This is a genomic window from Psychrobacter sp. AOP7-A1-24, assembly GCF_052376235.1.
Classification (GTDB): Bacteria; Pseudomonadota; Gammaproteobacteria; order Pseudomonadales; family Moraxellaceae; genus Psychrobacter.
Genome location: NZ_JBQSVM010000007.1, coordinates 42,885 through 68,203 on the forward strand (window position 1 = coordinate 42,885; position 25,319 = coordinate 68,203).

The 25,319-nt window shown below is 42.4% G+C and carries 20 protein-coding genes and 1 pseudogene; 7 read left to right on the forward strand and 14 right to left on the reverse strand.

Annotated elements, in window-relative coordinates; genetic code table 11:
• Nucleotides 1-150: 150 nt before the first annotated feature.
• The 3 genes from ACT3QQ_RS04080 to ACT3QQ_RS04090 all read left to right on the forward strand — a co-directional run bounded on the left by ACT3QQ_RS04080 (nucleotide 151) and on the right by ACT3QQ_RS04090 (nucleotide 2,454).
• Nucleotides 151-759, forward strand: a complete 609-nt coding sequence (locus ACT3QQ_RS04080; RefSeq protein ID WP_444527021.1) for a DUF6231 family protein — start codon at nucleotides 151-153, stop codon at nucleotides 757-759.
• A gap of 141 nt (nucleotides 760-900) precedes the next feature.
• On the forward strand, nucleotides 901-1,419 hold the full coding sequence (gene pal / locus ACT3QQ_RS04085; RefSeq protein ID WP_444523542.1) for a peptidoglycan-associated lipoprotein Pal: 519 nt from the start codon (nucleotides 901-903) through the stop codon (nucleotides 1,417-1,419).
• Between the two features lie 216 nt (nucleotides 1,420-1,635).
• Nucleotides 1,636-2,454: a 4'-phosphopantetheinyl transferase family protein gene (locus ACT3QQ_RS04090; protein ID WP_444527022.1), complete on the forward strand. Its 819-nt coding sequence runs from the start codon at nucleotides 1,636-1,638 to the stop codon at nucleotides 2,452-2,454.
• Nucleotides 2,455-2,589: 135 nt separating this feature from the next.
• Here ACT3QQ_RS04090 and ACT3QQ_RS04095 read toward each other — a convergent pair whose 3' ends face one another.
• The gene (locus tag ACT3QQ_RS04095) at nucleotides 2,590-3,438 is read right to left on the reverse strand and encodes a hypothetical protein (protein ID WP_444527023.1); all 849 of its coding nucleotides are present in this window, start codon (nucleotides 3,436-3,438) and stop codon (nucleotides 2,590-2,592) included.
• Nucleotides 3,439-4,032: 594 nt separating this feature from the next.
• Here ACT3QQ_RS04095 and ACT3QQ_RS04100 point away from each other — a divergent pair.
• The gene (locus ACT3QQ_RS04100) at nucleotides 4,033-4,791 is read left to right on the forward strand and encodes an IclR family transcriptional regulator (protein ID WP_444520896.1); all 759 of its coding nucleotides are present in this window, start codon (nucleotides 4,033-4,035) and stop codon (nucleotides 4,789-4,791) included.
• A gap of 143 nt (nucleotides 4,792-4,934) precedes the next feature.
• Here ACT3QQ_RS04100 and mmsB read toward each other — a convergent pair whose 3' ends face one another.
• From mmsB to ACT3QQ_RS04140, 8 genes are all read right to left on the reverse strand, one after another.
• Nucleotides 4,935-5,879 (reverse strand): 3-hydroxyisobutyrate dehydrogenase, encoded by a 945-nt coding sequence (gene mmsB, locus ACT3QQ_RS04105; RefSeq protein WP_444527024.1) that lies wholly within the window; start codon nucleotides 5,877-5,879, stop codon nucleotides 4,935-4,937.
• A 107-nt stretch (nucleotides 5,880-5,986) separates the two neighbouring features.
• Nucleotides 5,987-7,234 (reverse strand): enoyl-CoA hydratase/isomerase family protein, encoded by a 1,248-nt coding sequence (locus ACT3QQ_RS04110; RefSeq protein ID WP_444527025.1) that lies wholly within the window; start codon nucleotides 7,232-7,234, stop codon nucleotides 5,987-5,989.
• A 55-nt stretch (nucleotides 7,235-7,289) separates the two neighbouring features.
• Nucleotides 7,290-8,072, reverse strand: coding sequence for an enoyl-CoA hydratase (locus tag ACT3QQ_RS04115; RefSeq protein ID WP_444527026.1), 783 nt, complete (start codon nucleotides 8,070-8,072; stop codon nucleotides 7,290-7,292).
• Nucleotides 8,073-8,104: 32 nt separating this feature from the next.
• Nucleotides 8,105-9,265, reverse strand: coding sequence for an acyl-CoA dehydrogenase family protein (locus tag ACT3QQ_RS04120; RefSeq protein WP_444527027.1), 1,161 nt, complete (start codon nucleotides 9,263-9,265; stop codon nucleotides 8,105-8,107).
• A gap of 219 nt (nucleotides 9,266-9,484) precedes the next feature.
• Complete coding sequence (locus ACT3QQ_RS04125) at nucleotides 9,485-10,969, reverse strand: CoA-acylating methylmalonate-semialdehyde dehydrogenase (RefSeq protein WP_444527028.1); 1,485 nt, start codon at nucleotides 10,967-10,969, stop codon at nucleotides 9,485-9,487.
• A 343-nt stretch (nucleotides 10,970-11,312) separates the two neighbouring features.
• Complete coding sequence (locus ACT3QQ_RS04130; RefSeq protein WP_444527029.1) at nucleotides 11,313-13,334, reverse strand: propionate--CoA ligase; 2,022 nt, start codon at nucleotides 13,332-13,334, stop codon at nucleotides 11,313-11,315.
• A 309-nt stretch (nucleotides 13,335-13,643) separates the two neighbouring features.
• The gene (locus ACT3QQ_RS04135; protein WP_444527030.1) at nucleotides 13,644-15,314 is read right to left on the reverse strand and encodes a fatty acid--CoA ligase; all 1,671 of its coding nucleotides are present in this window, start codon (nucleotides 15,312-15,314) and stop codon (nucleotides 13,644-13,646) included.
• Between the two features lie 183 nt (nucleotides 15,315-15,497).
• Nucleotides 15,498-16,688: an MFS transporter gene (locus tag ACT3QQ_RS04140; protein ID WP_444527061.1), complete on the reverse strand. Its 1,191-nt coding sequence runs from the start codon at nucleotides 16,686-16,688 to the stop codon at nucleotides 15,498-15,500.
• Between the two features lie 528 nt (nucleotides 16,689-17,216).
• On the opposite strand from ACT3QQ_RS04140, the pseudogene ACT3QQ_RS04145 reads away from it, so the two are divergent.
• Nucleotides 17,217-18,113 (forward strand): annotated as a pseudogene (locus ACT3QQ_RS04145) (dienelactone hydrolase family protein).
• A 206-nt stretch (nucleotides 18,114-18,319) separates the two neighbouring features.
• On the forward strand, nucleotides 18,320-19,066 hold the full coding sequence (locus ACT3QQ_RS04150) for a hypothetical protein (protein WP_444527031.1): 747 nt from the start codon (nucleotides 18,320-18,322) through the stop codon (nucleotides 19,064-19,066).
• Nucleotides 19,067-19,177: 111 nt separating this feature from the next.
• Here ACT3QQ_RS04150 and ACT3QQ_RS04155 read toward each other — a convergent pair whose 3' ends face one another.
• From ACT3QQ_RS04155 to ACT3QQ_RS04170, 4 genes are all read right to left on the reverse strand, one after another.
• Nucleotides 19,178-19,693 (reverse strand): Rrf2 family transcriptional regulator, encoded by a 516-nt coding sequence (locus ACT3QQ_RS04155; RefSeq protein WP_444527032.1) that lies wholly within the window; start codon nucleotides 19,691-19,693, stop codon nucleotides 19,178-19,180.
• A gap of 112 nt (nucleotides 19,694-19,805) precedes the next feature.
• The gene (locus ACT3QQ_RS04160; RefSeq protein ID WP_444527033.1) at nucleotides 19,806-21,053 is read right to left on the reverse strand and encodes an NnrS family protein; all 1,248 of its coding nucleotides are present in this window, start codon (nucleotides 21,051-21,053) and stop codon (nucleotides 19,806-19,808) included.
• Nucleotides 21,054-21,236: 183 nt separating this feature from the next.
• Entirely contained in the window at nucleotides 21,237-21,689 is a 453-nt protein-coding gene (locus ACT3QQ_RS04165; RefSeq protein WP_444527034.1) for a DUF3429 domain-containing protein, read from the reverse strand.
• 69 nt (nucleotides 21,690-21,758) lie between these two features.
• Nucleotides 21,759-23,141, reverse strand: a complete 1,383-nt coding sequence (locus tag ACT3QQ_RS04170; protein WP_444527035.1) for a DASH family cryptochrome — start codon at nucleotides 23,139-23,141, stop codon at nucleotides 21,759-21,761.
• 199 nt (nucleotides 23,142-23,340) lie between these two features.
• On the opposite strand from ACT3QQ_RS04170, the gene ACT3QQ_RS04175 reads away from it, so the two are divergent.
• Nucleotides 23,341-23,589, forward strand: a complete 249-nt coding sequence (locus ACT3QQ_RS04175; RefSeq protein ID WP_444523527.1) for a hypothetical protein — start codon at nucleotides 23,341-23,343, stop codon at nucleotides 23,587-23,589.
• A gap of 107 nt (nucleotides 23,590-23,696) precedes the next feature.
• On the opposite strand, the gene ACT3QQ_RS04180 is transcribed toward ACT3QQ_RS04175, so the two are convergent.
• Nucleotides 23,697-25,175 carry an aldehyde dehydrogenase family protein gene (locus ACT3QQ_RS04180; RefSeq protein ID WP_444527036.1) on the reverse strand — a complete coding sequence of 493 codons (1,479 nt, stop codon included), beginning with the start codon at nucleotides 25,173-25,175 and terminating at the stop codon, nucleotides 23,697-23,699.
• Nucleotides 25,176-25,319: the final 144 nt, after the last annotated feature.

Sequence of the window (25,319 nt, forward strand, 5' to 3'; positions counted from 1 at the left end):
CCTAAATCGCTAAATTTCAAGTATGTCGATTAAGATATCGTCATTTCAAGATAATTTAAATATGAAACGTACGTTATCCATTGGATAATGTCATTTAAAATGATTTAATAGTCGTACTGATTACCAATCAATTAACTAACGGCCTATTATATGACAAAAAATACGGTGAAACGCGCAGACATTACCCTACCTTTACTTGTAGAGTATGTTGACGCGCTACTACCTTCGTTGATCACTCAGACAGACCTGACACCTGACCATAGCAAAGATAAGAATGATGCATTGTGGGTAACACATAACAATGCAGGTTTGTTAGAACTACAAGCACAACTTGATAAGATTACATCTACTAAGAAGGATACTGAGACGAGTTTGAATGCAAGCCATTTATCAACGTTATCAGAGCTTGTTAAACAAAATATACTCGACCGTTATGAGCTTGCTTGCTTTTGGCTACCAACTTTGTCAGAAGAGCTGACTCAACACTACCTGCCATTACTGATGCGCTATCGTGACCTGTATGCAGCACATTTGCTGATTGCCCTAGATAGCTCGATAGACCTAAAACCTTACGGCTTTACGCCATTTGATATTTTAAATGAGCCATCTCTAAATATAGATGACATTCAATCTATCACTTCCTCAACTACTACTGCAACGCTTTGGCAATTTAATTTATATAACTATAAACAATTACCAAATTGGCTCAATGCTGATTACTGGGCCAACCCTGAAAACTGGGGTAAACACCGCTGGTAAGATACTCTATTTTATCTCTCTAAACTTACAGTAAAAATACTTACACAAATTAACATTTAGTATATTATAGATAGAGATTGCCTAAGGTTTATCGGAAGCAGTTTAAAAAAACAAATTTAATTAAAATTTTAGGAGCTCGTCATGTCAATCAGTTTTTCTAAGATCGCTGTTCTTGCTGTGCTATCAAGCGCTGTTGCCTTCACCACTGGTTGTGCTACCAAGCGTACTACTTCAGAAGTGGTAGTTGCTCCGCTAGGTATTCCAGGTGGACAAGTTGGCTATAACGGTGCAGTTATCGTTGACAACTCAAACGCTGTCATAACTGGCGCTGAAAATATCCAAGCAGTGGTCTATTTTGCCTTTGATAGCAGCGAAATTACTGCTCAATCAGCGAGCGTCCTTAACCAACACGTGAACTTGCTAAAATCAAACCCAACAGCTGGGGTTGTTGTTGCAGGTCATACTGATGAACGCGGTAGCCGTGAATATAATATGGCACTAGGTGAACGACGCGCACAAGCTGCACGTAACTACCTTGCTGCTCAAGGTGTTGCTGCAAACAATATCCGTGTCATTAGCTATGGTGAAGAGCGCCCTGCAGCAGCTGGTAACACTGAGGATGCGTATGCACAAAACCGTCGTGCTGAGCTGTCTTACTAAATTGTGATTTAGCGTTATTTATAGCGCTCGGTAGTTTAACAAAAGCCCAGTAATGATATATTGCTGGGCTTTCGATATTTTTAGTAGGTTAATTAGATATAAACTATTTAAATATAGCTATTGTATGACTATCTATGTATCAAATATATAGATTTCAAACTTACACATTCTTATATACTTAATTCCAAAATAATCGTTTTTGACGACTAGTAATATATGCCGACTTCCAACCTTACCCAGATAAAATATACCCAACTCAATACCACGACATGGTGTGTGACAGCTCAAGTGAGCGAGCTGATAAGTCATTTAGTGACTGGAAGTTTGTGGAGTAAGTCCTTATGGTCATTGCCATGTAATACGCCTTGCACAGATTTGATCGATTTTAGCAGCCTAAGTTGGCACTATCATATGGCAAAAACAGTAACATCACGACAGTCGGTACCTGCACTAGCACGTAAACAACGTCAGCAGCAGCGACAAGGCGTCAGGCAACTATTAAAAGAGCTGCTTAAGAAGCTAGAAATCAATGATACCTTGGATGAATCAAGCTTTCCCTATCGACTCGTTAACAGTCAGCACTATGTATGCTTTAGCCATACAGGAGCTAATAGTACAAAGCAAACTACAGAATCAAATCAGACAAGTTTTACGCGTTTAAACAGCAAAATAGCTGTCGTTATTAGTCGTCAGCGTCCTGTTGGTATCGATATAGAGAGTAATAACATTGCATGGCAGATAGTCAAGCGCTTCTACTCAAAGAGCGAGCTGACCATATTACAGGAGCTGTCTACAGATCAGCGTGAACGCATTGCCAAACTGTTATGGCAAATAAAAGAAAGCTTTATTAAAGTGAACCAATATACCCTAGCTCAAGGATTAGGTATGAATTATTCTTACCTTATTCCTAATTTGGTTGAGAGTGATAAAAATACTAAACTTGTCTCTGTACTCAATGATAGTGAGAGTATTAACTGCCGATCTGTTTATCGCATCACCGCGTTACAATCTCAGCAAACTGTTGTCGTTTTTTAAGCAAAATTTTCTGAATAAAGTTTAATCTCGATTTTTAGAATATCTTTTACTACTTTATTTTAAGCATAAAAAAACGACCCTATTTAGGGTCGTTTTTTGTTTTCTACTAATGATAGTATTTAAACTGTGATTAGATTAGAAACGGTAAGTTGCACCAACTTTCACAATTGGGAACCATTCTAACCAATCTTTATCTTCTAGCTCTTGCTTAGCAGCTTCTGCAGCAGCAGTTGCTTCAGGAGTATTACCAGTAGCCGTTACATTGGCGTCTGTTTTACCCATATAAGCGGCACCAACTTCACCAAACACACCGAAGTTATTAGTGATGTTAGGACGGAAACCCACAGTTGCATAAGGAGCTAATTTGTTGCGATGTTCGATACTACCTTGTAGAGTACCTACGTCAGCTTCACTATAGTCAACATCATCAATTCTGTAGTTACCATCTTCAGAGTTTGCACGTACATCAATATCGTTATCAGGAACGATGATACCAGCACCTACTGTGAACCAGTTGCTAGCAGGGCGTAATTGCACACCTAGGTACGGGTTGCTGAAATCAGTATCAACATCATAGTTTACGTCATCTGCATCAAAATCACCGCCAAAAAGGTCAGCGGCATCACCACCTGCCCAACCAGCTTGTAGTTCAGTGTTTTCATTCATTGACCAACCAATGTTAGCACCATAACCTAAAGTACCAACTTCAGCGCTAACTGATGCTGGGTTGATAGCAGTTTGGAACAAAGTCTTGGTACCACCAAGTACCGCACCAGTAGTACTGCTAACAGCACTTGCAGTTTTACCGATAACACCAGTGTTAGTAGTATTTGCTTCAGGTTCTGCTTCATATGCTACAGCCACTGGCTCAGCTTCATATGCAACTGCAGCGTTGTTATCAACAACGACAACTGGCTCAGCAGCCATTGCAGCAGTTGAACCTAGAACAGCAGCAGAGATTGCCGTCAATTTAACTAATTTCATAATTATTCTCCTAAAGTGTAAAATAAACCCGCCCGTAGAAAACGATGATTGTGCTTTTTTAAACCATCATTTTGTTGAGGTGATTAAAACAATTCTGACTTAAAAAGTCACCCCTACTGTTGCTATTTTTATTTGCCGTTATGTAAAGATTGCATAGGTACTGTAATAATTGCTACACCAATCTGCAAAAATTCGCCTTTATGTTACATAACGTCCTTAAAGTAACCAAACAGCATGAACATGATAGTTAGCCTGCTTAATGTTTATGTAAAGGTATTGCAAAATATGTCCATATAATTATTTAAAACGCTTTGTGATTCAATGACAGTTATATGGCTTATTCTTACAGAATATTGTGTCTTGTGAATTGATATTTCTATTGTTACTTATATAAAAAATGCACACCAGCAAATAAAACGATATAAATTGTATCAGATGACAAGACTAACGCTTGCCTCAAGTCAATATTATGCTAAATTAGTTGTCATAATAGATTTGTTATAGAACGTCAGTATTATCACTGTTTGTCTAATTTATGAAAAAGCTGTGATGCTGTCTGCTTTATTTCTTTACTCCAACTGAGCTATATATAATATGCCTAAAGTATCGTCGATTACCCGTGTATTAGAAATCATAGAGGCAGTGTCCTATGCCTCAAAACCGCTTTCCCCACTGGAGCTCTCACAAGAGTTAGATATCCCTAAACCAACCATTCATAGATTGATTCAAAACTTGGTTGATGATGGTTTTTTGACGGTTGAAATTGGTGGTGGCATTATTCCTGGTAAACGCGTACGCAATTTGAGCGTTGAGCTATGGCAACAACGGCTGTTTTTCAATGAACGGCAAATGATTTTGCAAAAACTAGTTGACGAACTAAAGGAAACTTGCGGTATTGGTATTCCCTATCATATGGATATGATTTATACCAACCGTGCTCAGACTACCTTACCACTACAGATTTATCTTCCTGTCGGTGCAAAGTCACCCATGTGGTGTACAGCGACTGGCAAGCTCTATCTAAGCCAATTATCGACGACTAGCCGTATGAAAATACTACAAGGGTTACCGCTAGATAAGTTTACCAAGAATACTATTACCGATATCGATGCATTAAATGCCGAGCTTGATCGTATCGCTGATACTGGTATCGGCATTGACAATGAAGAGTTTATCTCTGAAATGGTCGCAGTGGCTGTGCCTATACTAGACAAAAAATCACGCTATTTGGCTTCTCTCTATCTACATGCACCAACCATACGGGTGTCACTGGACGATCTTCTGACTCATGTACCACGCCTGCAAAAAGCGGCACAAGATATTCAGGCGCTCGTCTACGACCTTCAAAGCTAACCCAGAAAACTGGTCATCAAAAAAGGTCTACGCTATGGTTTTAGCGTAGACCTTTTTCTTATTGGCAAATGCATTTTCTTAATTAGCATCACTACTAGTGACATTAAAAACTTTTAATCTCAATATAACTAAGGGCGTCATGTTTAAGACAATAGTGAAGCGTCATGACGTCCAATAATACTAGAAAAGTCTTTGTCACCATTCTCTACCATATGTGAGGCATACAACTCTGTTGCTTTAGCACCCATTGGCGTTTCCACTTCAGTATTTTGGGCTGTCTGCATCGCAAGGTTCAGGTCTTTTTGCATGAGCTTGCTCATAAAGCCGCCTTGATAACCATTACTAGAAGGAACGCTTTCCATTACTTGCGGGTAAGGATTATAGACTTCCAGAGTCCAATTACGACCCGAGCTTTGTAGCATGATATCTGATAGCACTTTGGGATCTAAGCCATTCTTAACTCCTAGATTGATCGCTTCTGCCGTCCCTGCCATCAAGATACCTAACAGCATGTTGTTGCAAATTTTTGCGACTTGTCCTGCACCATGCGCGCCAGCATGAAAGATATTTTTCCCCATTACTGCTAGTATCGGCTCAGCTTTGGCAAAAGCATCATCGTCGCCACCGACAATAAAGGTTAAGCTACCAGCAATCGCTCCGCCCGTACCACCAGAGACTGGTGCATCTAAAAATTCAATACCAAGCTTACTTGCTGCCTCTGCTACTGTTCTTGCATCAGCCGCCGCAATCGTACTACTGTCAATCACAAGCGTACCTTTTGGCAGTTCTGCCAATAAACCATTAGCGCCACTATCGCCCAAATATACAGAATGCACATGCTGACCTGCAGGTAACATACTAATCACAACTTGAGCATTGCTTGCAGCATCTTTAGGACTTCCTGCAACGCTAGCCCCTGCTTGTTGCAAACGATTAGTAGCTGTATCAGACAAATCAAAAACAGAGAGTGTATAACCTGCTTTTAATAAGTTTTCTGCCATTGGCGCACCCATATTACCAAGACCAATGAAGGCGATATTTGGTTTAGTGCTGTCATTATTCATTGTACTTGTATCCTTTGTACCCATCTCATCACTCCTTGATGATTTATAATGTAGCTATTGCTACCTGTTATTTAATAGTATTTATTAGTGAATATTGCTTGTACCTTACGTTATAAATTTCTTGTAGGCAGTTAGCGAACACTTTGACTGCCTAGTGCGTCACTACCTAACCAATCGCTCAAAGGATGCTCGCCTTTCGGATAAGGATTGACAAAGTGTTTATCGATATACGTTTGTCCTTCTAAACTTAGACAGTCTGCTAATGAGCGCGACCACTTAGGACTTCTATCTTTATCAATTAATAATGCTCGCACGCCTTCTTTAAAATCAGGATTGGCTGCACAATGTACTGCGACATTAGTCTCTAAATACAGCACCTGTTCGATTGATAGGTCAGCGACTTTTTGATACAGCGCATAGGTTAATGCGGCCGTTACTGGGCAGCCATGACGATAGGTTGCGACTGCACGCTGCGTCCAGCTATCTGCTGCAAAGTCTTGATTTAGCTGTTCGAGTGCTTCATCACTTTGTAGCAGCGCGTCGATATCAGCCAGACCACCACTATTCATCAGTTTTTGAATAGGCTGCCAGTATGTTGCAAGCTTACTATCAGGCAGTTCGGCTACTGGTAGCTCAGCTAATGCACGGCTGACAATACTATATGCACTACTATCATGGTACTTATTTGAACTGTTTGCGTTATCTACCGTGTTCCAGTCGCTCTGTTTGAGGCGTTGCATGACAGCATCATAGTCGTGGCTAGCAACGGCATACTCTGCCAAATTAGCCAATAGTGCATCGCTGCCATTACACATCGCTCCCGTTAGCCCTAAGAACAAACCTGTCTTGGCAGGCATACGCTGCAAAAACCAACTGCCAGAAGCATCAGGGAACAGTCCAATGGTAACTTCAGGCATGGCAAAACGTGTGCGTTCAGTGACCAGACGATGACTACATCCTGCCATTAGCCCCATACCGCCGCCCATGATAATACCGTCACCCCAAAGTATCAGTGGCTTTGCATAAAAATGCATTTGACGATAGAGACGATATTCATGACTGAAAAACTCAGTAGCATAAGGGTTAGGTATTGGTGCATCAGTAGACATGCTGTCATAGAGCTTACGGATATCGCCGCCCGCACAGAACGCTTTATCCCCTGCGCCTTTTAGTACAAGCGCGACTACTTGATCGTCGGCTTGCCACTGCTCTAGCTGCGCCGAGAGCAATTGACACATATCAACGCTAAGCGCATTAAGCGATTTAGGTGTATTGAGGGTCATAATCCCAATCACATGCCCGCAATCTGTTGGCTCGGTATTGAACAATACAGACGCTTCTTGTTTAGTATCGTTTGTCGCTGGCGTAGCTGCTGTCATAAAAGTGACCTACAAAATTAAATAATAAAGATGGCTAAAGCGTTTTAACCGCTGTTTATTTGTTTTGCCAAGTGGGTTTACGCTTTTCTAAAAAAGCTTGTACACCTTCGCGCTGATCCTTGGTATCAAACAACTTCACGAAAGCTTCACGCTCATGTATGAGATTTTGTGCAGGCGGGGTGTCTCTTGCCGCTTGAATAAGTTTCTTAGAATAACTGACAGCGACGGGTGATTGCTTAGCGACTTTTTTTGCTAAGTCCTGAGCGATTTGTAACCCTTCACCTTTTGATGCGATCTCTTCGACCAGACCGATACGCAATGCCGTATCTGCATCGACCCGCTCACCGCACAGGATCATGCGTTTGGCCCAACCTTCCCCTACTAGCATAGGTAGATTTTGCGTGCCACCAGCACATGGCAATAATCCCACACCTGTCTCTGGCAGTGCCATCTGTGCGTGTTCTTCTGCAATACGGATATCACAGGCGAGCGCACACTCAAGCCCGCCGCCCATCGCATAACCGTTGATGACGGCGATACTCACACCGCGGTAGGCAGATAGCGATTCGAACGCTTCGCCAAATGCAATTGCCATGCTTATAGCACGACCTTTATCGCCGTCTGAGAAGTTGTTTAAATCTGCACCAGCTGAGAAGAACTTTTCACCATCACCGTGTACGATTAAGGCGTAAACATCATCATTGGCATTGAGGTCTGCAATGAGCTGCTTAAGCGCAGACAAACTCTCCATCGTCCACGTATGCGCAGGTGGGTTGTTCAACGTTAGAGTTGCAGTGTTGCCATCAATTGATAGCTTTAAATTTGTATAATCTGTCATAAAACATCCTTGTTTTAGTAAAACGAGATAAATTAGCGTAGCTGATTTAATCCTTCATCCTGCATAACTTGACGTGAAATAATCACTCGCATGATCTCATTGGTACCTTCCAATATTTGATGCACACGTAAGTCTCGTACATGGCGCTCAAGTGGATACTCGTTTAGATAGCCATAGCCGCCGTGTAGTTGTAGAGCCTCATTAGCAACATCAAAACAAAGATCCGTAGATAAACGTTTTGCCATCGCGCAGTAGGTAGACGCTTGCCCATCATTGTTGTCGACTTTATCAGCTGCTAGATACAGCATTTGGCGCGCGGCGATGGTCTGCGTCAACATGTCAGCAAGTTTAAACTGTACCGATTGCAAGCTAGCAATCGGGCTGCCAAACTGGCTACGTTCTTGCACATAACTGGTTGCCGTCTCTAATGCCGCTTGCGCCGTACCTACCGCACAAATACCAATGTTAATACGGCCACCATCGAGTCCTTTCATCGCAATACGAAAACCTTGACCTTCCTCACCTATCAGGTTTTCTACTGGGACTTTGACGTCTTTGAAACTAATCGTTCGTGTTGGTTGCGCTTTCCAGCCCATTTTGTGCTCGTTCTTGCCATATTCGATATCAGCACTATTAGCGTCTACCACGAACGCTGACACGCCTTTTGGACCAGCACCACCAGTACGCGCCATGACTACCAATACATCAGTTGAGCCTGCACCAGAGATAAAGGTTTTTTCACCGTTCAGCACGTAATGCTCACCTTGCTTTTCAGCCTTGGTACGTAAGGAGGCTGCATCAGACCCTGCATTTGGTTCTGTTAGGCAATAGCTGCCAAGCCATTCACCGCTGACCATATTGGGTAGATATTTTTTGCATAACGTATCGCTGCCATACTCACCAATCATCCATGCGGCCATATTATGAATACTCATATACGCTGCTACAGCTGTATCACCCCAAGCAAGCTCTTCGAATACCATCGCTGAGTCCAGTCTTGGTAGGCCCAAACCATCATATTCTGGATTGGCGTACAGCCCTAAAAAGCCAAGCTCACCAGATTTTTTGATTACATCTACTGGGAAATGTGAGTTGCGATCCCATTCAGCTGCGTTTGGCTTTAGCTCTTTTTGTGCGAACTGACGAGCCGTTTGGCGAAAAGCGACTTGGTCATCGGTCAATGAAAAATCCATAGGGTCATCCTTGTTCTTATAGATCAAATAGAGGGCTTAGTCCTCAGATAAGTGTTAATCAAAGCACTAATAAAAATGTTGGTCAGAGATTTTATAAGACATTAGCGCGACATGATAGCGGTATAACGATAATAAAACTGCGCTCAATAGTACCGCAAGTCACATTATCGTCATACCTAAAACACAAAATATCATACTGAAAACACAATGAGCTGATGATTAAATTGAAATCGTTGTATTGACACTGCGGCTCGCTTCATCGTCAAACCAACGTGCAGTCACCGTCTTTGTCTGAGTGTAAAACTGTACGGCTTGCTTGCCATAAGGACCTAGGTCACCAAGTTTACTACCGCGTGAACCTGAGAATGAGAACATTGGTAGCGGCACAGGAATTGGTAGGTTAATACCGATTTGACCGACTTGAATGTCTTGTTGGAATTTGTGTGCGGCTGCCCCTGACTGAGTGAAGATCGCCGTGCCATTACCATGTGGATTGGCGTTCAGTAATTCAATCGCTTCGTCCAAGCTATTAGCACGCATAATACAGAGTACTGGGCCAAAGATTTCTTGTTGATAAATTTGCATGTCGCTTGTAACGTTATCAAAGATAGTTGGGCCTACAAAGTTACCCTTCTCATATCCTTCAACGGTAATCCCGCGACCATCCAGAATTAAGCTTGCACCCTCTTCTACCCCAGTTCCAATCAAGTGCTCGACACGAGCTTTTGCGGCAGGCGAAATCAATGGTCCCAAGTCTTTGTCATGTTTGCCAGCTGAGACAACCAAACTTTCTGCTTTTGCTTTAATCTCATCGATCCATTCACCAGCTGCGCCTACTAGTACAACTACCGACAGCGCCATACAGCGTTGACCAGCTGCACCAAATGCTGCACCTGCTAGCTGATTGAGCGTTTGCTCTTTGTTGGCATCTGGCAGGATAACGCCGTGGTTTTTGGCACCCATCATACACTGGGCACGCTTACCTGACTGACTTGCACGCTCATAGACATGTTTACCAACATGAGTAGAACCCACGAAAGAAACAGCTTTGATATCTGGATGGTCGCAGATAGCATCGACAGTTGCTTTGCCACCATGTACCACGTTAAGCACACCTTCTGGTACGCCCGCTTCAATCGCGAGCTCGACCAAGCGCATGGTTACCATCGGATCTTGTTCAGAAGGTTTTAGGATGAATGTATTACCCGTAGCAATCGCCATTGGGAACATCCATAACGGAATCATCGCTGGAAAGTTGAATGGTGTGATACCAGCACAAACACCGAGTGGCTGCCAAATACTATAAGTATCGACACCTGATGCCACGTTTTCTACAAAATCGCCGATTTGTAAATTGGCAATACCAGCGGCATGCTCTACCACTTCTAAACCGCGGAACACATCACCGCGTGCATCAGCAATTGTCTTGCCTTGCTCTGCGGTCAAAACTTCTGCCAACTCATCCATGTGATCACGAATCAGAGACTGATACTTCAAAAAGATACGCGCTCGCGTGGTAATTGGCGTCTTGCGCCATGTTTCGAACGCTGTTTGTGCGGCGGCAACTGCTTGGTTAATCTCATCATTGGTGGTTTGTGGCACTTTAGCGATAACTTCTTGAGTCGCTGGATCAGTAATATCAATCCATTCATCGGTGTTTGATTGTACGAATTGACCATTGATGAGCTGTTGAACGTGGTGCATAAGATATCCTTATCTTTTTTGCGAGACTACCGTGTGACGGCACCTAGATATTCATGAGAAAAATAAAAGCGATGAGTATTTATCTGTAAAGCATTGTTAAAAACAAAATTTTAAAATGATTTATTTTGTATCGTTATTGACTATAACAATAAACCATTTTTACGGTCAAGCGCTTTATCAAAATTTTATACAAGTTTATTTTGGTAGCACGTTTTTCTATAAAAATTATCTAAATAACAGAAACAAAAAAAGCCCATGATTGCTCATGAGCTTTTTGAAATTAATCTATCTTTCGGGTGCCATTAATACCATCACTGGTTTATATGGTACTAATTTATACCAATCAATAGTCTTTCATTGCTTGCTTGATCGCATCAATAGCGGTTGGATTATCAAGCGTTGACATATCTCCTGTTGGCTGATTTTCTGCTAGAGCACGAATTGAGCGACGTAATATTTTGCCAGAGCGAGTCTTGGGTAGCGCCTGCGGGAAATAGATAGCGGCTGGTCGGGCGATACCGCCTAAAGATTTGACGACAGCGCCTATCACTTGCTGCTCGATACGGAAACGGTTTTCGGTAGTTTCAATTTGTGTCTGATCTTTTAGGACACAAAATGCTATAGGTAGCTCGCCTTTTAGTTCATCTTGAATGCCTACTACAGCACACTCTGCCATCTCTGAATGCATACTGATGGCCTCCTCAATCTCTTGTGTACCTATTCGATGTCCTGCGACATTAATCACGTCATCGGTACGCCCCAAGATATAGAAATAACCCTCTTCGTCTGTCACTGCATAGTCCGAGGTTGAGTACTGCTGACCATCAAACAGACCAAAATAGCTGCTGATAAAACGCTCGTCGTTACGCCATACCGTGGTGAGACAACCAGGCGGTAATGGCGCTTTAATGGCGAGCAACCCTTTTTCGCCAGCCTGACAAGGATCGCCTGTTTCTTCATTGATGACATGCGCTTCATAGCCATACATCGGGTAACCAGGTGATCCCTGCTTGTGCGGTTTATGATCGAATTTTGGTGTATGGCTCAAGATTGGCCAACCAGACTCTGTTTGCCAATAATGATCCAGAATTGGCACGCCGAGATGCTGAGTCAACCAATTGGCTGTTGACTCATCAAGCGGCTCACCTGCCAAAAAGAATGATTTCACACTAGACACATCATAGCGCGTCATCCAGCTTTCGTCTTGTTTTTTAAGCATGCGCACGCCTGTGGGTGCAGTGAATAAGATATTAACTTTGTTGGCTTCGACAATACGCCACCAGATACCGGGGTTTGGCGTATGCGGCAAGCCTTCATACATAACACTGGTCATACCTGCTAGTAACGGCGCATAGATTGTATAAGAATGCCCAACAGCCCAGCCAATATCAGATATCGCCCAGAACGTCTCGCCAGCCTTTCCATCATAGACATAGTCCATCGATGTTGTTAGCGCTACGGCATGACCACCTGTATCACGCTGCACCCCTTTTGGTGTACCAGTAGTCCCAGAAGTATAAAGCAAGTAAGACGGTGTGTTTGACTCTAGCCAAACTGGCTCTACGACCGCATTGGCCTCACAGCTCTGACGACGCTCAGTAGCATAATCAACATCAACCGCTTTTGACTCGAATGGTAATATACCGCGGTTGACTACTAGCACATTCTCTGGCTTGACAGTCGCCTGCTCGACGCCTTGATTGACCAAATTTTTATAATTGACGATTTTACCGCCACGTAATCCTGCATCTACTGTAATGACCATCTTGGCCTCAGCATCGTCCATACGGATAGCCAAGTTATGTGCAGCAAATCCACCGAACACGACTGAATGAACCGCACCAATACGAGCACAAGCTAGCATGGCATAAGCCGCTTCTAATATCATTGGCATATAGATAATGACACGGTCACCCTTACCAATACCGTGACGCTGTAGCACATCGGCAAAGTAATTAACTTCTTTATATAAGTCATTATAGGTCAGACGACGCTTGGTATAGTCTGTATAAAACTCGACGTTGTTGCCTAAATCTTTAAACGAATCAACAACCGCTGGAAAGGTTTCTATCAATTCTTGGTTAATCTCTGATGACACCCACACAAAAGCATCTTGCTCTGCGCGGTCTGTTAGATGACGATCGACACAGTTATAACAAAGATTGGTCTCACCACCGACAAACCATTTGGCAAAAGGCAGATTACTGTCATCTAAAATTTGCTCAGGCTCTTTATGCCAATAGATACGCTTCGCCTGCTCCGTCCAAAACTGCTCTCGATCCGTAATAGACTCATGATAAATATCAGCAAATTGTGGCGTGTCTGTCGTTTGGGTAGAAACTGGGGATTGGGAATAGTCGCTCATAGTAGCTGTCCTTAGCATAAACGAGAAATGAGGCAGTAGTACTTTATAGTTAATACATTTCATCAGTTATAACGGTATTCACTTCACACACTGCACTATTTGCGTACAGCTAGCTAATACCAACTCTAAAATGCTTCAACTATAAAAAACCATGTCTTAATAAATACTGGTCATCCTTGCCAGAATTGAAAAACCGATACAATACGTATCGGTTTAAAATGTAGCAGAGCCTATCGGAAAGGTCAACTATTAAGCGTGTAATACGCACTACATTTTAACGAATACAAATATTTGAAAATATAGCTAAAACTAAATCTCAGTTTGATTGGCATACATTTCACGCATGACTTTTTTATCGTGTTTACCAACAGAGGTTTTTGGTAGTTCATCAACGAACTTAAACTGGCTTGGCACCCCATACTTAGGAATGATACCGCGCTCTACTGCTTTTTCTGCAATCGCTTTGATATCATCAGCACTGGTATTTTGAGAATCGGCCTTTAATACAACCAGAGCCAATGGACGCTCACCCCATTGCTTATCACGTACGCCAATCACTGACACATCAGCTACTGACGGATGCAGTGATAAAATGGTTTCAATCTCTAGTGATGAAATCCACTCGCCACCTGATTTGATTACGTCTTTTAAGCGATCGGTGATTTTAATATAGCCATCAGGACGTAGGTAAGCGATATCTTGGGTATGCATATAGCCATTTTCCCACAGCTCTTTGCCAGCATCGTCATTTTTAAGATAGCTTTGGGTCAACCAAGGTGCCCGTAATACCAACTCACCTGTATTTTCTGGTCCTGTTCCCACTGACTTATTGCCTTCACCCCATACTTGAGCATCAACCATAAGTACTGGCTTACCCGTCATACAACGACGGGCAATGTCTTCCTCTTCGGTCATTTCAGGCTCATCGAGACTAAAACCTGTCAAGCTAATAAGCGGCGCGGTCTCTGACATACCATAGCCCGTATAGACTTCAATACCCTGTGCCATCGCTGTTTTGGCTAGACCTTCGGTCAGTCTTGAACCACCAATAATCATTTTTAGACCATTGAAACTGACATCGCGATCTTGAGCTTCTTGGAGTACCATTTGCAAAATCGTTGGCACACAATGGGTGATACTGACCTTTTCATTGATAATCAAATCCATCAACGTGTCAGGCGCATAGCGACCCGGATAGACTTGCTTTAGACCCACCATTGTCGCTGTAAATGGGAAGCCCCATGCATGTACATGGAACATTGGCGTCATCGGCATATAAACATCACCATAGCTCACGCCTTGCTTATCAGGCAGCATACCCAAAGTTGCTGCTTCTGCTAGTGTATGGAGAACTAGCTGGCGATGGCTAAAGAAAACCCCTTTTGGATCACCGGTCGTACCAGACGTATAAAAAGTCGTCGCGATGGTGTTTTCATCAAAATCTGGAAAATCAAAGTCGCTGTTAGCAGCTTCTAGCAACGCTTCATACTCGCCTGTGACACGGCTTTGATTACTACCAAAGATACCTTCAGCAGTAACACCATTATCGTCAAGCCAGATAATATGTTCAATACTTGAGTTCTCAAACTGATAGTCTTTGACCAATGGTGCAAACTCAGAGTTGAGCATAAGCACTTTAGGCTTGGCATGGTTGATAGTATAGAGAATCTTTTCGGGTGATAGGCGAATATTAACGGTCTGTAAAACGTACTCTGACATTGGCACAGCAAAATAAGACTCGAGATAGCGATGACTGTCCCAGTCCATCACGGCAACCACATCACCTGCATCGAGCTCTAAATCCGCCAATACATTGGCCAAGCGATTGATACGCTCAAACAGCTCTTTATAAGTTAGGCGCTTTTTGTCCGCATAAACAATCTCTTGATCTTGCGATACCGTTTTGGCACGACTTAATAATTGCTTGACCAATAATGGGTAATCGTAGGCAGATGGTGCACTGTGATAAATGTTTGACATAGATTTGACTTCCTTGTTTGTCGTACTTATAAGGGATAAATAACAGTAATCAAGTTAAGAGCAGTACAGAATCTACTACTCTCACTATTCTAATTTTTATAATGTAATAACATCGTTATTGATAGTAAGAAAAAAGCGGCGCTGTGTAAAGCGGTCTTACAGTAAGTATCATAAGACAGTCAATCACTTCGCATGTACTGTTGTTTTAACCATACCAAAAAACGCCACTAATAAAGCCAGTACCTGTACAAGTGCTAAGAATCCTACTGTCAATTTCCACTGCCCTCGTGCATAAGCCATGCCGCACAGCCACGCCCCTAGCGTACCACCTGTATAGTAGCCCATATAATATAAACCTGATGCCAGTGAGCGTCCTTTTTTTACGTTGACTGCGATATAACTGATGGTCGCCGATTGGGTAACAAACACACCTGAGGACATAATTGCCAGCCCTATTACCACCCCCCACAAAGGCGTGACTAAGGTCAATAACAAGCCTACCATCGACACCACAATGGCGACACGGACCGTACGCGCTGAGCCAAACCGACGTAGCAATGTGCTAGATAATGGCGTGATAACAACGCCCAATAAATACACTGCGAAAATATTAGCAAGTGCCCCAGTCGTTAGCTTATACGGCTCATCTGCCAGATGTAAATTGATAAAAGTAAAACAGCCTACCAGTGAAAACAGCACGCAAGCACCAAGCAAACAAGACGTGACGACATAGCGATTGGTTAGGTGCTCGCCTAGCGTCTGTATCGCTGAGCGAAAATTAGGGTTGGCCACGAAATGACGCGACGATGGTAGCATCTTGCCGATCCATATCGCACCTAGCAAGGTCATCACCGTCATGACATAGTAGCCATCACGCCAGCCTATAAGCTCATGTAAATGTCCCAGCAAAAACCGCCCCATAAAGCCACCAAACACGCAGCCTGACACATAAAAGGACATCAGCTCAGTCACTGCCCGTCCCTCAAACTCCTCACCGATATAGGCAATTGTCACCACCGTAATACCCGGTACAGACAATCCTTGCATAAATCGCCACAAACCAACCCAGCCAATACTAGAGCTTTGAGCAATGAGTGCTGTTGGTATCGCCAAAAACAATAGAGCGCCAACGATAAAGGGCTTGCGCCCGACTGCATCCGAGAGCATACCCAGAAAGGGTGACATAATGGCGATCGCTAATACAGTGGCACCAACAATCATGCCGGCTTGTACTTCAGTCGCAGCAAAGTCCACCATCATGACCGGTAATACCGCCTGAATAGAGTACACTTGCAAAAAAGCAAACATACCTATCAGGCCGATTGTAAGCTTCAATATCCATGATGTTGAATGATTGGAGGGAACAGGTGGCACAGCTGCTATATCTTGGATTTGATCTTTAGAATGATTCACAGGGGATCTGACTATATTGGTTATACCATGACTGTAAATATTAACTGTCACTGGCGTGGATGATAGAGAGGTATAACGTATATTTGTGCTCAATACATGAGGTGAAAGCACGGTTATTAAACGATAGATGCTCATCATAACGACAAGAAAGTCATGTTAGCACATTCGCCAATATACTCAGGTTTAAAAGTGTTATTACCGTTTGATAAATGCTTTGTTGAGGCTAATGCTTATCGTGCTTCGACTTGAGACGGTGAAGGCAGCTTTCGACTCGCAAGGTCAATATCAACGTTACGTTTATCGCATATACAAGATAGTATGGTTAGATACTATTTGCGTACCTGCTAAGCACTTAACTGCTTTAACGATTAATAACAAGAACTACCTACGTCCAGCCTTTCTAGCTTAGAGACGTGCACGACTACACAATCTTTTAGAATAAAACTTACTATGATAAAAAACTTGATGCTTTTAAAACTTATTATCGCGATGTGTACATTCGTTTTCTCTACGATAGCTGTGGCTGAAGTCACTGTGTCCGAAACTAGTATTAAAAGTCTCAGTCCAGTCGTACCGATATTTAGCTCTACGAAATCACTAGCGGCAGTAGACTGTATAAAAGATGATGCCATTACTACTACTGAGCTCACAAAAACGCGTGATAATGGGCCATTTTCTGTCAGTACCAAGCATGTGAGTCGCCAATCAGCCAATGGCTTTGGTGGCGGTACCATACACTACCCAACGGATGCTGGTAACTGTGGTCTGCTAGGTGGTATCGCTGTGGTGCCAGGTTACGTGTCTTATGAGTCTTCTATTAAATGGTGGGGACCGCGTTTGGCCTCTTGAGGATTTGTCATTATTACCAGCTCCATTTACGACAATCCAGATAGCCGTGCTGAACAATTGAGCGCCGCTCTCGATCATCTTATCGATGATGAAACAGTAAGTCATATGATCGATCCAAATCGTTTGGGTGCTATTGGCTGGTCAATGGGTGGCGGCGGTGCGCTACGACTGGCAACTAAGCGCAGTACGGTGCAAGCCATCATTGCACAAACGCCCTACTACGATAAAAACTATGGTGCGATGAATACGCCTGCTCTATTTATTGCTTGTGAAAATGACCGTATCGCCCCTAATAAAAAATATACCAATACCTTTTATCAAAAAGCCGACGGTCCAAAAATGAAGATCGAGATTAACAACGGTAGTCATTTCTGCGCCAGCCATCGTTTTAACGAGAAACTATTGAGTAAGCCTGCCATCGCATGGATGCAACGTTATATTAACGGTGATACCCGTTTCGATAAATTTCTGTGTGGCAATGAAAATTATAAAGATGACTCTCGTATCTCAGCCTATGATTACGAAGGTTGTTTATAGGCTATTTCAATATACTTACAAAAGGAAAGACTGATAGCCTTCACTGCTGATAATGATACTTGAATAACAACTATTTTTTATTTTTACACATTTACATTGCTTCTATCTTTTTTCTTACAGACTTTACTGCCATAAAAATTAATAATCATAGAGCGTTATATACGAATAATTAAAATAATTGAATAAACCATTAAGGAGCAATATTTATGACTGATCATATTCATGATTTAGGTGCAGGGTTTTGGAACATACGCGGATCATTCCGTATCGGTGGCGTGCTAAATATCGGTACTCAATGCTCGCTGGTCAAGCTACCATCAGGAAAATTTATCTTTTTGGACAGTTATGCCCTAACGGGTGATGTTCGAGATGAGGTGATGGCACTGACTAACAATGGTCAAAATGTCGAAGCTGTCCTTAACGTACATCCTTTTCATACAGTCAGCTGTGCTCAAATGGCCAAAGACTTTCCGCAAGCCACATTTTATGGCAGTAGCCGTCATTATAAAAAAGTACCAGAAATCAATTGGGCAGACGACTTGGTAGAGAGCGATGCAGTCGCTGCACGCTATCCTGAACTTAAATTTTCAATGTCGGAGGGTGTCTATTATATTTCACCCAATGAGATGATTCATGCAGGTTCTTTATTGGCCTATCATCCTGCCAGTCAAAGCTTGCACGTAGATGATACTTTTATGAGTCCACCAACGAAGTTACTAGAAGCTGTACTACCTGAGCTGATATTACATCCCACGACCAAAAAAGCATTGAAAAATGAACCAGACGCTGGCGCGCAATATTGCGACTGGGCAACCAATCTGGCCCATGAATGGCGTGACGTTCGCAATTTCTGTGCTGCGCATTCTTATCTTGTGCAATTCAAAGAAGGCGAGTTTGAAAAAGCGTTGTTAAAAGCTGTTAAGAAAGCACGTCCAAAACTAGAAAATGCCTAATTTTTCGCATCTTAGACATGTATTTTTGGTAAACATAAAAATGGGTCGCTATTACTGTATCTCTAATATAGCGACCCGTTTTTTCGGCTAATGAATCTATAAAGCACATGATTATCTGAACAGCAAAGTAGCCAACTCATCTTCATTATTAATAATATCGGCCAATGTATAACGCTCAAGCACAGTAATAAATGCAGTGAGCGCTTCAAAAAACACGCTCTTTAGCTGACAGGCTGGACTAACCACACAGCCTAGTGATTTATTCTTCTCTTCCTCAATGAATGTCACGGGCAAATCCGTCTGATGAGCGCCCTGCTCACTGTCTTTGTGAGACGCTGGTACAGCAAAGCACTCTACCAGATTAAAATCAGGTTCTATTTGCTTGATCAATATGCCCAAATTGATATCTTTAGGCATGCGTGCCAATCGTATACCACCGTTTTTGCCGCGCACACTTTCTATATAACCGAGTTGACCCAGCTGATGAATAATCTTGGTCAAATGACTTTTGGAGATACTATAGCTCTCAGCAATATCGCTAATATTAGCCAGCAGTGATGGATCTGGTCTCACGGCTAAATAAATCAATGAACGTAGCGCGTAGTCACTATAGTTGGTCAGTCGCATGTACTTGCGCTCCTATTTTTATAAATTTTATATATTAAGCCAAACAAAGTAAGTCGCATTTTTGGTAATAATATTTAGACATAGCATTTGTAACCATTATCGTTAATCCGCTTTAACCAAATAAACCATCTGGCCGTGGACGTGCCAACATGGGCATATAACTGATGCAAAATAGCACGAAACAAGCAATCCAAGCACTTTGCGCAATCATAATCCATATTAGGTAGTGACTCATGTCTACTAGCGGTAGTAGTACGCGGCTGACAAATACTAAGACCATCAAACCGTACATAACGCTTACTGCTTTTGGCGGTTGATGAATACTGCGGCCCGTATGCCCCAAAGATACTCTAGTCATCATTGCTAAGGTCATCATACCAACACCAGAAATCGCCAGTCCATGCATAGCAATGCTGTGCGGATACCCAAGCCAAGGCTGTAGTGCATACAATAAGAAGCTCAAGCACATGCCTAAAAACGCAATATACAATGACCAAAGTAATGGCTTTTGCCAAATACCGTGATGATACCACCCTATTAGACGTATGATATTGATCACTGCCACACTGAGCGCAGTAACCGTCAGCAGATATTTATTTGGATAAAATACATCACTAATAAAAAAGGCCAAGAAAAACACTAAGCTTGTGATATCTTGTGTCTTGCTATTACGTAACTTAATAGATTCTGACTTTTCTATACCCACACTAAGACCACGTTCAATAAAGAATGGTACCACGCGGCGGCCAATCGTTAGTACCAAGCCGATAATCAAGTAGAACCCCAGATAAATGCCTATCTTGGTTGTGTTCATATCAGCATTGATAATGCCCCAATAGCAGAGTCCACTGCCAAAGTTAAGCAGAGCCAGTTTTGCCAAGATACCCATTTGCTTATACTGCTTAACTTGCCATACCGCTCGACATATCACATATGCCATCGAGACGACAAACGCTATATCAAAAATAGCCGCTATATATAGCCACGATATACTATCACCTGTCAGTGCTATACCAAGCCCAAAACACAACCAGCTTAGGCGCGCCAGCAACCAACAGATAAAGATACCTAGCAGTTTATAACCGTGCGGCATCACTACCCCTGTCCATGTCTTGACCGCGGTCAGTAAAAACCCTGCAACCACTGCCAAGGTGTAACCATACACCATCTCATGGCCGTGCCAGTATAACGGGTTCAAAACCTGTACATCGATATCCGTGTGACCAGTGAACACAAACGCCCATAGCAACATCGTTACGACAGCAAATAGCGCCGCAGCACTAAAAAATATGCGAAAGCTTAAATTAAGGATAGGATGCGGAGAGCTTGGTGGTTTGCTAGGTAATTTGATAGATTGCATAGCCGTCTTCTTAGAAGAGTATAGATGCTTTGATTATAACATTCATATTATATAGATGTTATAATTTACAGTACAGCTATCAAAACATTAGATATTTCTAAGTGCATCAGGTTTGGGTGTTTCTGAGATTAATGTTTAAAGCAAAAAAACCTAGAAAGAACCTTGGCTCATATTTAACTATAATTAAGTCACTCTCATTGACAACTGCAATGCCGCAACGACTAACGATACGACGACTATCGCCGTGACGTACTTTCTCACTTTAAAATATGTGTGACTAATAATCCGCACTCGATGAAGTCCATAATCAATAACTAAAAGGCTTATGAAGCCAATCACCAATAGCCAAATAAAACTACTGGCTGATAAGATTAAAAAGCCAAGCCAAAGGCCAAGCGCAATGACATTGCTATAGATAGGTAGCTTAATAGCCCATTCATTATCATCAGCCAATCCTAAATGATTGCCCCAATGTGCACCTGCCATAAACGATGCAATCACTAAACCATAAGCACTCAATATATCGACTACTGAACCAAGTACAGGCACGGTAATAACGTCTATCATCAGCAAAAACGCACAGGCTATAAATGGAATCGTACCTGCAAAAGTTAGATAAGGACTTGGCTTTTTCATTGTTTGAACCTATCTTATAATTAGTCTAATAATAGCTGTCATCTGTTAAGTGGGAGCCTTCAACACACATTAATCGCTCTTTTGAACGTTACCTTGCCATTGACGGATAAACTCACCGTTTGGATCGTATTGTTGGGTTTGCTTGTCAAGATTAAACTGTCTGCATCCTCTTGGATCAACACCCACGCCTGCCAGATATTGCCAATTGCCCCAGTTACTAGCGACATCATAGTCGATAAGATATTGCTCAAAGTGAGCCGCGCCGTAGCGCCAATCGAGGCCTAGCTCGTGAATAAAGCAACTTGCAACCAGTTGTCTTCCACGATTCGACATATAGCCTGTCATGCGTAATTGGTTCATACATGCGTTGACGATAGGATACGGTGTCGTACCGTTCTTCCATTGTACTAAAAGATTTCCGTCCAATTGAGTCGAAGGTGTACGTTGACTGATGCCTTTAAACCAAAACAACTTTTCCTGATGGGTCACTGCATACCAATAAAAATACTCACGCCACAGTAGCTCGAACCATATCCAATAGGTAGAGTCATTTGCAATCATATCGCGCTCATAACGACGTAGACGGTTCAATACTGTGTTTACAGACAGCGAGCCGTTTGCAAGCCAAGCAGAAAACTTCGTAGAATGTGTCCAGTCATCAAGTGCATTTCGAGTGGTTTTATAAGTGCTAGGTGCATCGGAGTCAAAATAAGTATTTAAGTGTTTGAGACCGCTCGACTCACCACCTCTAAAACAAGATGGCTGCTGTGATGATTTATCAAGCCCTGCCTGATTAAACAACTGCGATTCAAAAAAGTACTCGTCCCGACTCAGCATATTGTCAGGCAATGGCGCGAGTGATTCTGGTATGGGCTCAATATTTATATCTTTTTCTGCATGCAGCAAATCATAATCAGTTTCGATTTGTTTACGAAATTGCGTAAAGCTTTTGGGCAAACTCTCTAGCGGCAACTCGTCAAATAAAGTCGCTGTTGTTTGAACATGCCATTGTATCTCTGGATATTTCGCCTGCAGAAGGTCATATACTTTGTTTTGATTATAATCTGCCGTCTGACTGATGCAGACATCTGTCACTTGCTGCTGTTCTATTAAATTACTCAACTGAGTAAAGGCATCCAATGCTTCATCGCTTTTCTGTAAATACAGCAACCTATTACCAAGCTCCATCAGCGACGTATTTAAATCAGCTAGACTCTCATGTAGAAACTGCTGACGAGCTTGACCTATAGCCTCATAACGATAGGCATCGTAATGGTCTTTATCGTCTAATGTATCTGTCAACGATGAAGCATAAACCAATAGCAGCTCTCCATCAGTGGATATCTCAGATGCTTTTAGCAAAGTTGCGTTATCCGTTACCCGCAAGTCATTATGAAACAATACCAATGTGACATTATTGTTCTCTAAGTTGTTCACTGTCTGATTTGACATACCCTATCCTTCTAGCTATTTAGCGCTGATTTATTATTTTTAATCTTAAAAGATCATATACGGTGTAAAAAACACTTAGCATTCAACTTTAATGCGAATCTAATACTTGTAAGGTAATGCGCTCAGCCCCACAAATAACTTATAAGCATTAGCTCTCATGTGTCTGATTGCTTAAACAGCTTACCTCTAGGAGAACACCATGACTCAAAATGATACTACGACTGAAGAGAATAAATCAGATGAAAAACGTAAACTTATTAATCGTTTTTTAATGAGATTGACAAAAGAGCAGCCTCAAATGTATTACGCGACCACCTCTGAGATATCGCGGAGCATTCATACGATGATAAAAGAACACACCAACCGCTTGTCAGTAGAAGAGCAAGCACTGGTCAGACGAATGACTATGGAAGAGATTGAAGGGTTACTTGGCTTTCATGCCAGATAAATGATTGTTTGTCAGATATAACGTTTCGATAAATTTCCTGATGTCACACAAAAAAAGACCGCTATCCAAGCGGTCTTTTTTATTAACTATATTGTCATTTGGAACAATTAAAATAGATAGTCACGCGGCTCGTTTTGCATTGAGATCCAATGTGTTCTGGTGAACTCTTCTAGTACCCACTCACCGTTAAAGCGGCCGATGCCTGAGTTTTTCTCACCACCAAATGGCGTATTGCTTTCATCATTGACTGAGATGTCATTGATATGGGTCATGCCAGCTCTAATACCGCGAGCGAAACGTAGGCCTTTTTGCATATCAGCAGTGAACACTGCACTAGACAGACCATACATGGAGTCATTGGCAATCGACAGTGCATCGTCTTCGTCTTTAGCACGGATGATACCAACCAATGGTCCGAACACTTCATTACGTGATAAGTCCATTTCACGAGTGACTTCGGTAAAGATGTGTGGTGGCACTACTTGACCTTCAATCTCGCCACTGAGTATCATTTTCGCGCCTTCTTCCTGCGCTTTAGCGATTTTTTCTTTGAGTGATTTAACTTGTTTTTCATTGATGATTGGGCCAACAGCAGTATCTTGCTTATTAGGATCACCGACATTCAATGTTTTGACATGCGCTAAGAAACGCTCTACAAAATCATCATATATCTCATCTTCTACAATCACTCTATTGATAGCAATACAGATCTGACCTTGGTGCAGGAATTTGCCAAAGGCAGCCGCTTTGACTGCTTGCTCGATATCAGCATCTTTTAGTACGACAAATGGGCTGTTGCCGCCTAGCTCAAGTGCCACTTGTTTGATGTATTCACCACCATTTGCCAATTCACCGATGTGTTTGCCTACTGAGGTCGAACCTGTGAACGACACTAGACTTGGCGCTTTATGCTCAACGATTGCGTCGCCTATCTCACTACCTGAGCCAACTACGACGTTTAACAGACCTTTTGGTAGACCTGCTTCTTCAAATACTTTGGCCAATAGCAGACCACCTGTCACTGGCGTATCACTAGCAGGCTTGAGTACCACTGCGTTACCAAGGGCTAAGACTGGCGCGATAGAGCGCTGGGTTAAATGTAGCGGAAAGTTCCATGGGCTAATAACAGCGACAACACCGATTGGCTCACGATAAATGAAATTTTCTTTGCCAGGAGTATTCGATGGACGAATCTCACCGTGGACACGATTAGGGAAAGTTGCGGCCTCTAACGTAATAGCACGAGCTGTACTCAACTCGACCATGGCTTTAATACGCGTACTACCCGACTCTTTAATTAGCCAATCAACGATTTCTTCTTGGCGCTGATCAAGTATGTTTACGACTTTATATAACACTGCGGCACGCTCTACTGGTGTTTTCTTAGCCCACGCTGTTTGAGCTTTGGTAGCAGCGTCATAGGCTTCGTTCAGCTGATCTTTGTTCGCTTGCTGAATCTCTACGAGCGTATCGCCGTTATATGGGTTGGTATCCGTGTTAGTGCTATCATCTTTACCGGTTTGCCATTCGCCAGCGATGAACTGCAAATGGAAGTCACTGTATGCACTAGTAGTATTGGTTGACATAATCATCCTTATTTTTAATTTGTTATGTTAAGTACTGGTTTGCGGTTATTAAAATAAAATTATTAAGTCAGCGATATCTCAATGAGAAAATATCTGGCAAGTGGTAAATCTGAAATCGTTATCGAACTATCAATTAGTCATTAT

Coding starts and splice junctions, on each gene's coding strand:
- ACT3QQ_RS04095 (WP_444527023.1), bottom strand. CDS start 3,438: ATGAAATTAGTTAAATTGACGGCAATCTCTGCTGCTGTTCTAGGTTCA.
- ACT3QQ_RS04165 (WP_444527034.1), bottom strand. CDS start 21,689: ATGAAAAAGCCAAGTCCTTATCTAACTTTTGCAGGTACGATTCCATTT.
- pal (WP_444523542.1), top strand. CDS start 901: ATGTCAATCAGTTTTTCTAAGATCGCTGTTCTTGCTGTGCTATCAAGC.
- ACT3QQ_RS04130 (WP_444527029.1), bottom strand. CDS start 13,334: ATGAGCGACTATTCCCAATCCCCAGTTTCTACCCAAACGACAGACACG.
- ACT3QQ_RS04100 (WP_444520896.1), top strand. CDS start 4,033: ATGCCTAAAGTATCGTCGATTACCCGTGTATTAGAAATCATAGAGGCA.
- ACT3QQ_RS04155 (WP_444527032.1), bottom strand. CDS start 19,693: ATGCGACTGACCAACTATAGTGACTACGCGCTACGTTCATTGATTTAT.
- mmsB (WP_444527024.1), bottom strand. CDS start 5,879: ATGGGTACAAAGGATACAAGTACAATGAATAATGACAGCACTAAACCA.
- ACT3QQ_RS04120 (WP_444527027.1), bottom strand. CDS start 9,265: ATGGATTTTTCATTGACCGATGACCAAGTCGCTTTTCGCCAAACGGCT.
- ACT3QQ_RS04090 (WP_444527022.1), top strand. CDS start 1,636: ATGCCGACTTCCAACCTTACCCAGATAAAATATACCCAACTCAATACC.
- ACT3QQ_RS04180 (WP_444527036.1), bottom strand. CDS start 25,175: ATGTCAACCAATACTACTAGTGCATACAGTGACTTCCATTTGCAGTTC.
- ACT3QQ_RS04080 (WP_444527021.1), top strand. CDS start 151: ATGACAAAAAATACGGTGAAACGCGCAGACATTACCCTACCTTTACTT.
- ACT3QQ_RS04125 (WP_444527028.1), bottom strand. CDS start 10,969: ATGCACCACGTTCAACAGCTCATCAATGGTCAATTCGTACAATCAAAC.
- ACT3QQ_RS04115 (WP_444527026.1), bottom strand. CDS start 8,072: ATGACAGATTATACAAATTTAAAGCTATCAATTGATGGCAACACTGCA.
- ACT3QQ_RS04175 (WP_444523527.1), top strand. CDS start 23,341: ATGACTCAAAATGATACTACGACTGAAGAGAATAAATCAGATGAAAAA.
- ACT3QQ_RS04170 (WP_444527035.1), bottom strand. CDS start 23,141: ATGTCAAATCAGACAGTGAACAACTTAGAGAACAATAATGTCACATTG.
- ACT3QQ_RS04160 (WP_444527033.1), bottom strand. CDS start 21,053: ATGCAATCTATCAAATTACCTAGCAAACCACCAAGCTCTCCGCATCCT.
- ACT3QQ_RS04135 (WP_444527030.1), bottom strand. CDS start 15,314: ATGTCAAACATTTATCACAGTGCACCATCTGCCTACGATTACCCATTA.
- ACT3QQ_RS04150 (WP_444527031.1), top strand. CDS start 18,320: ATGACTGATCATATTCATGATTTAGGTGCAGGGTTTTGGAACATACGC.
- ACT3QQ_RS04110 (WP_444527025.1), bottom strand. CDS start 7,234: ATGACAGCAGCTACGCCAGCGACAAACGATACTAAACAAGAAGCGTCT.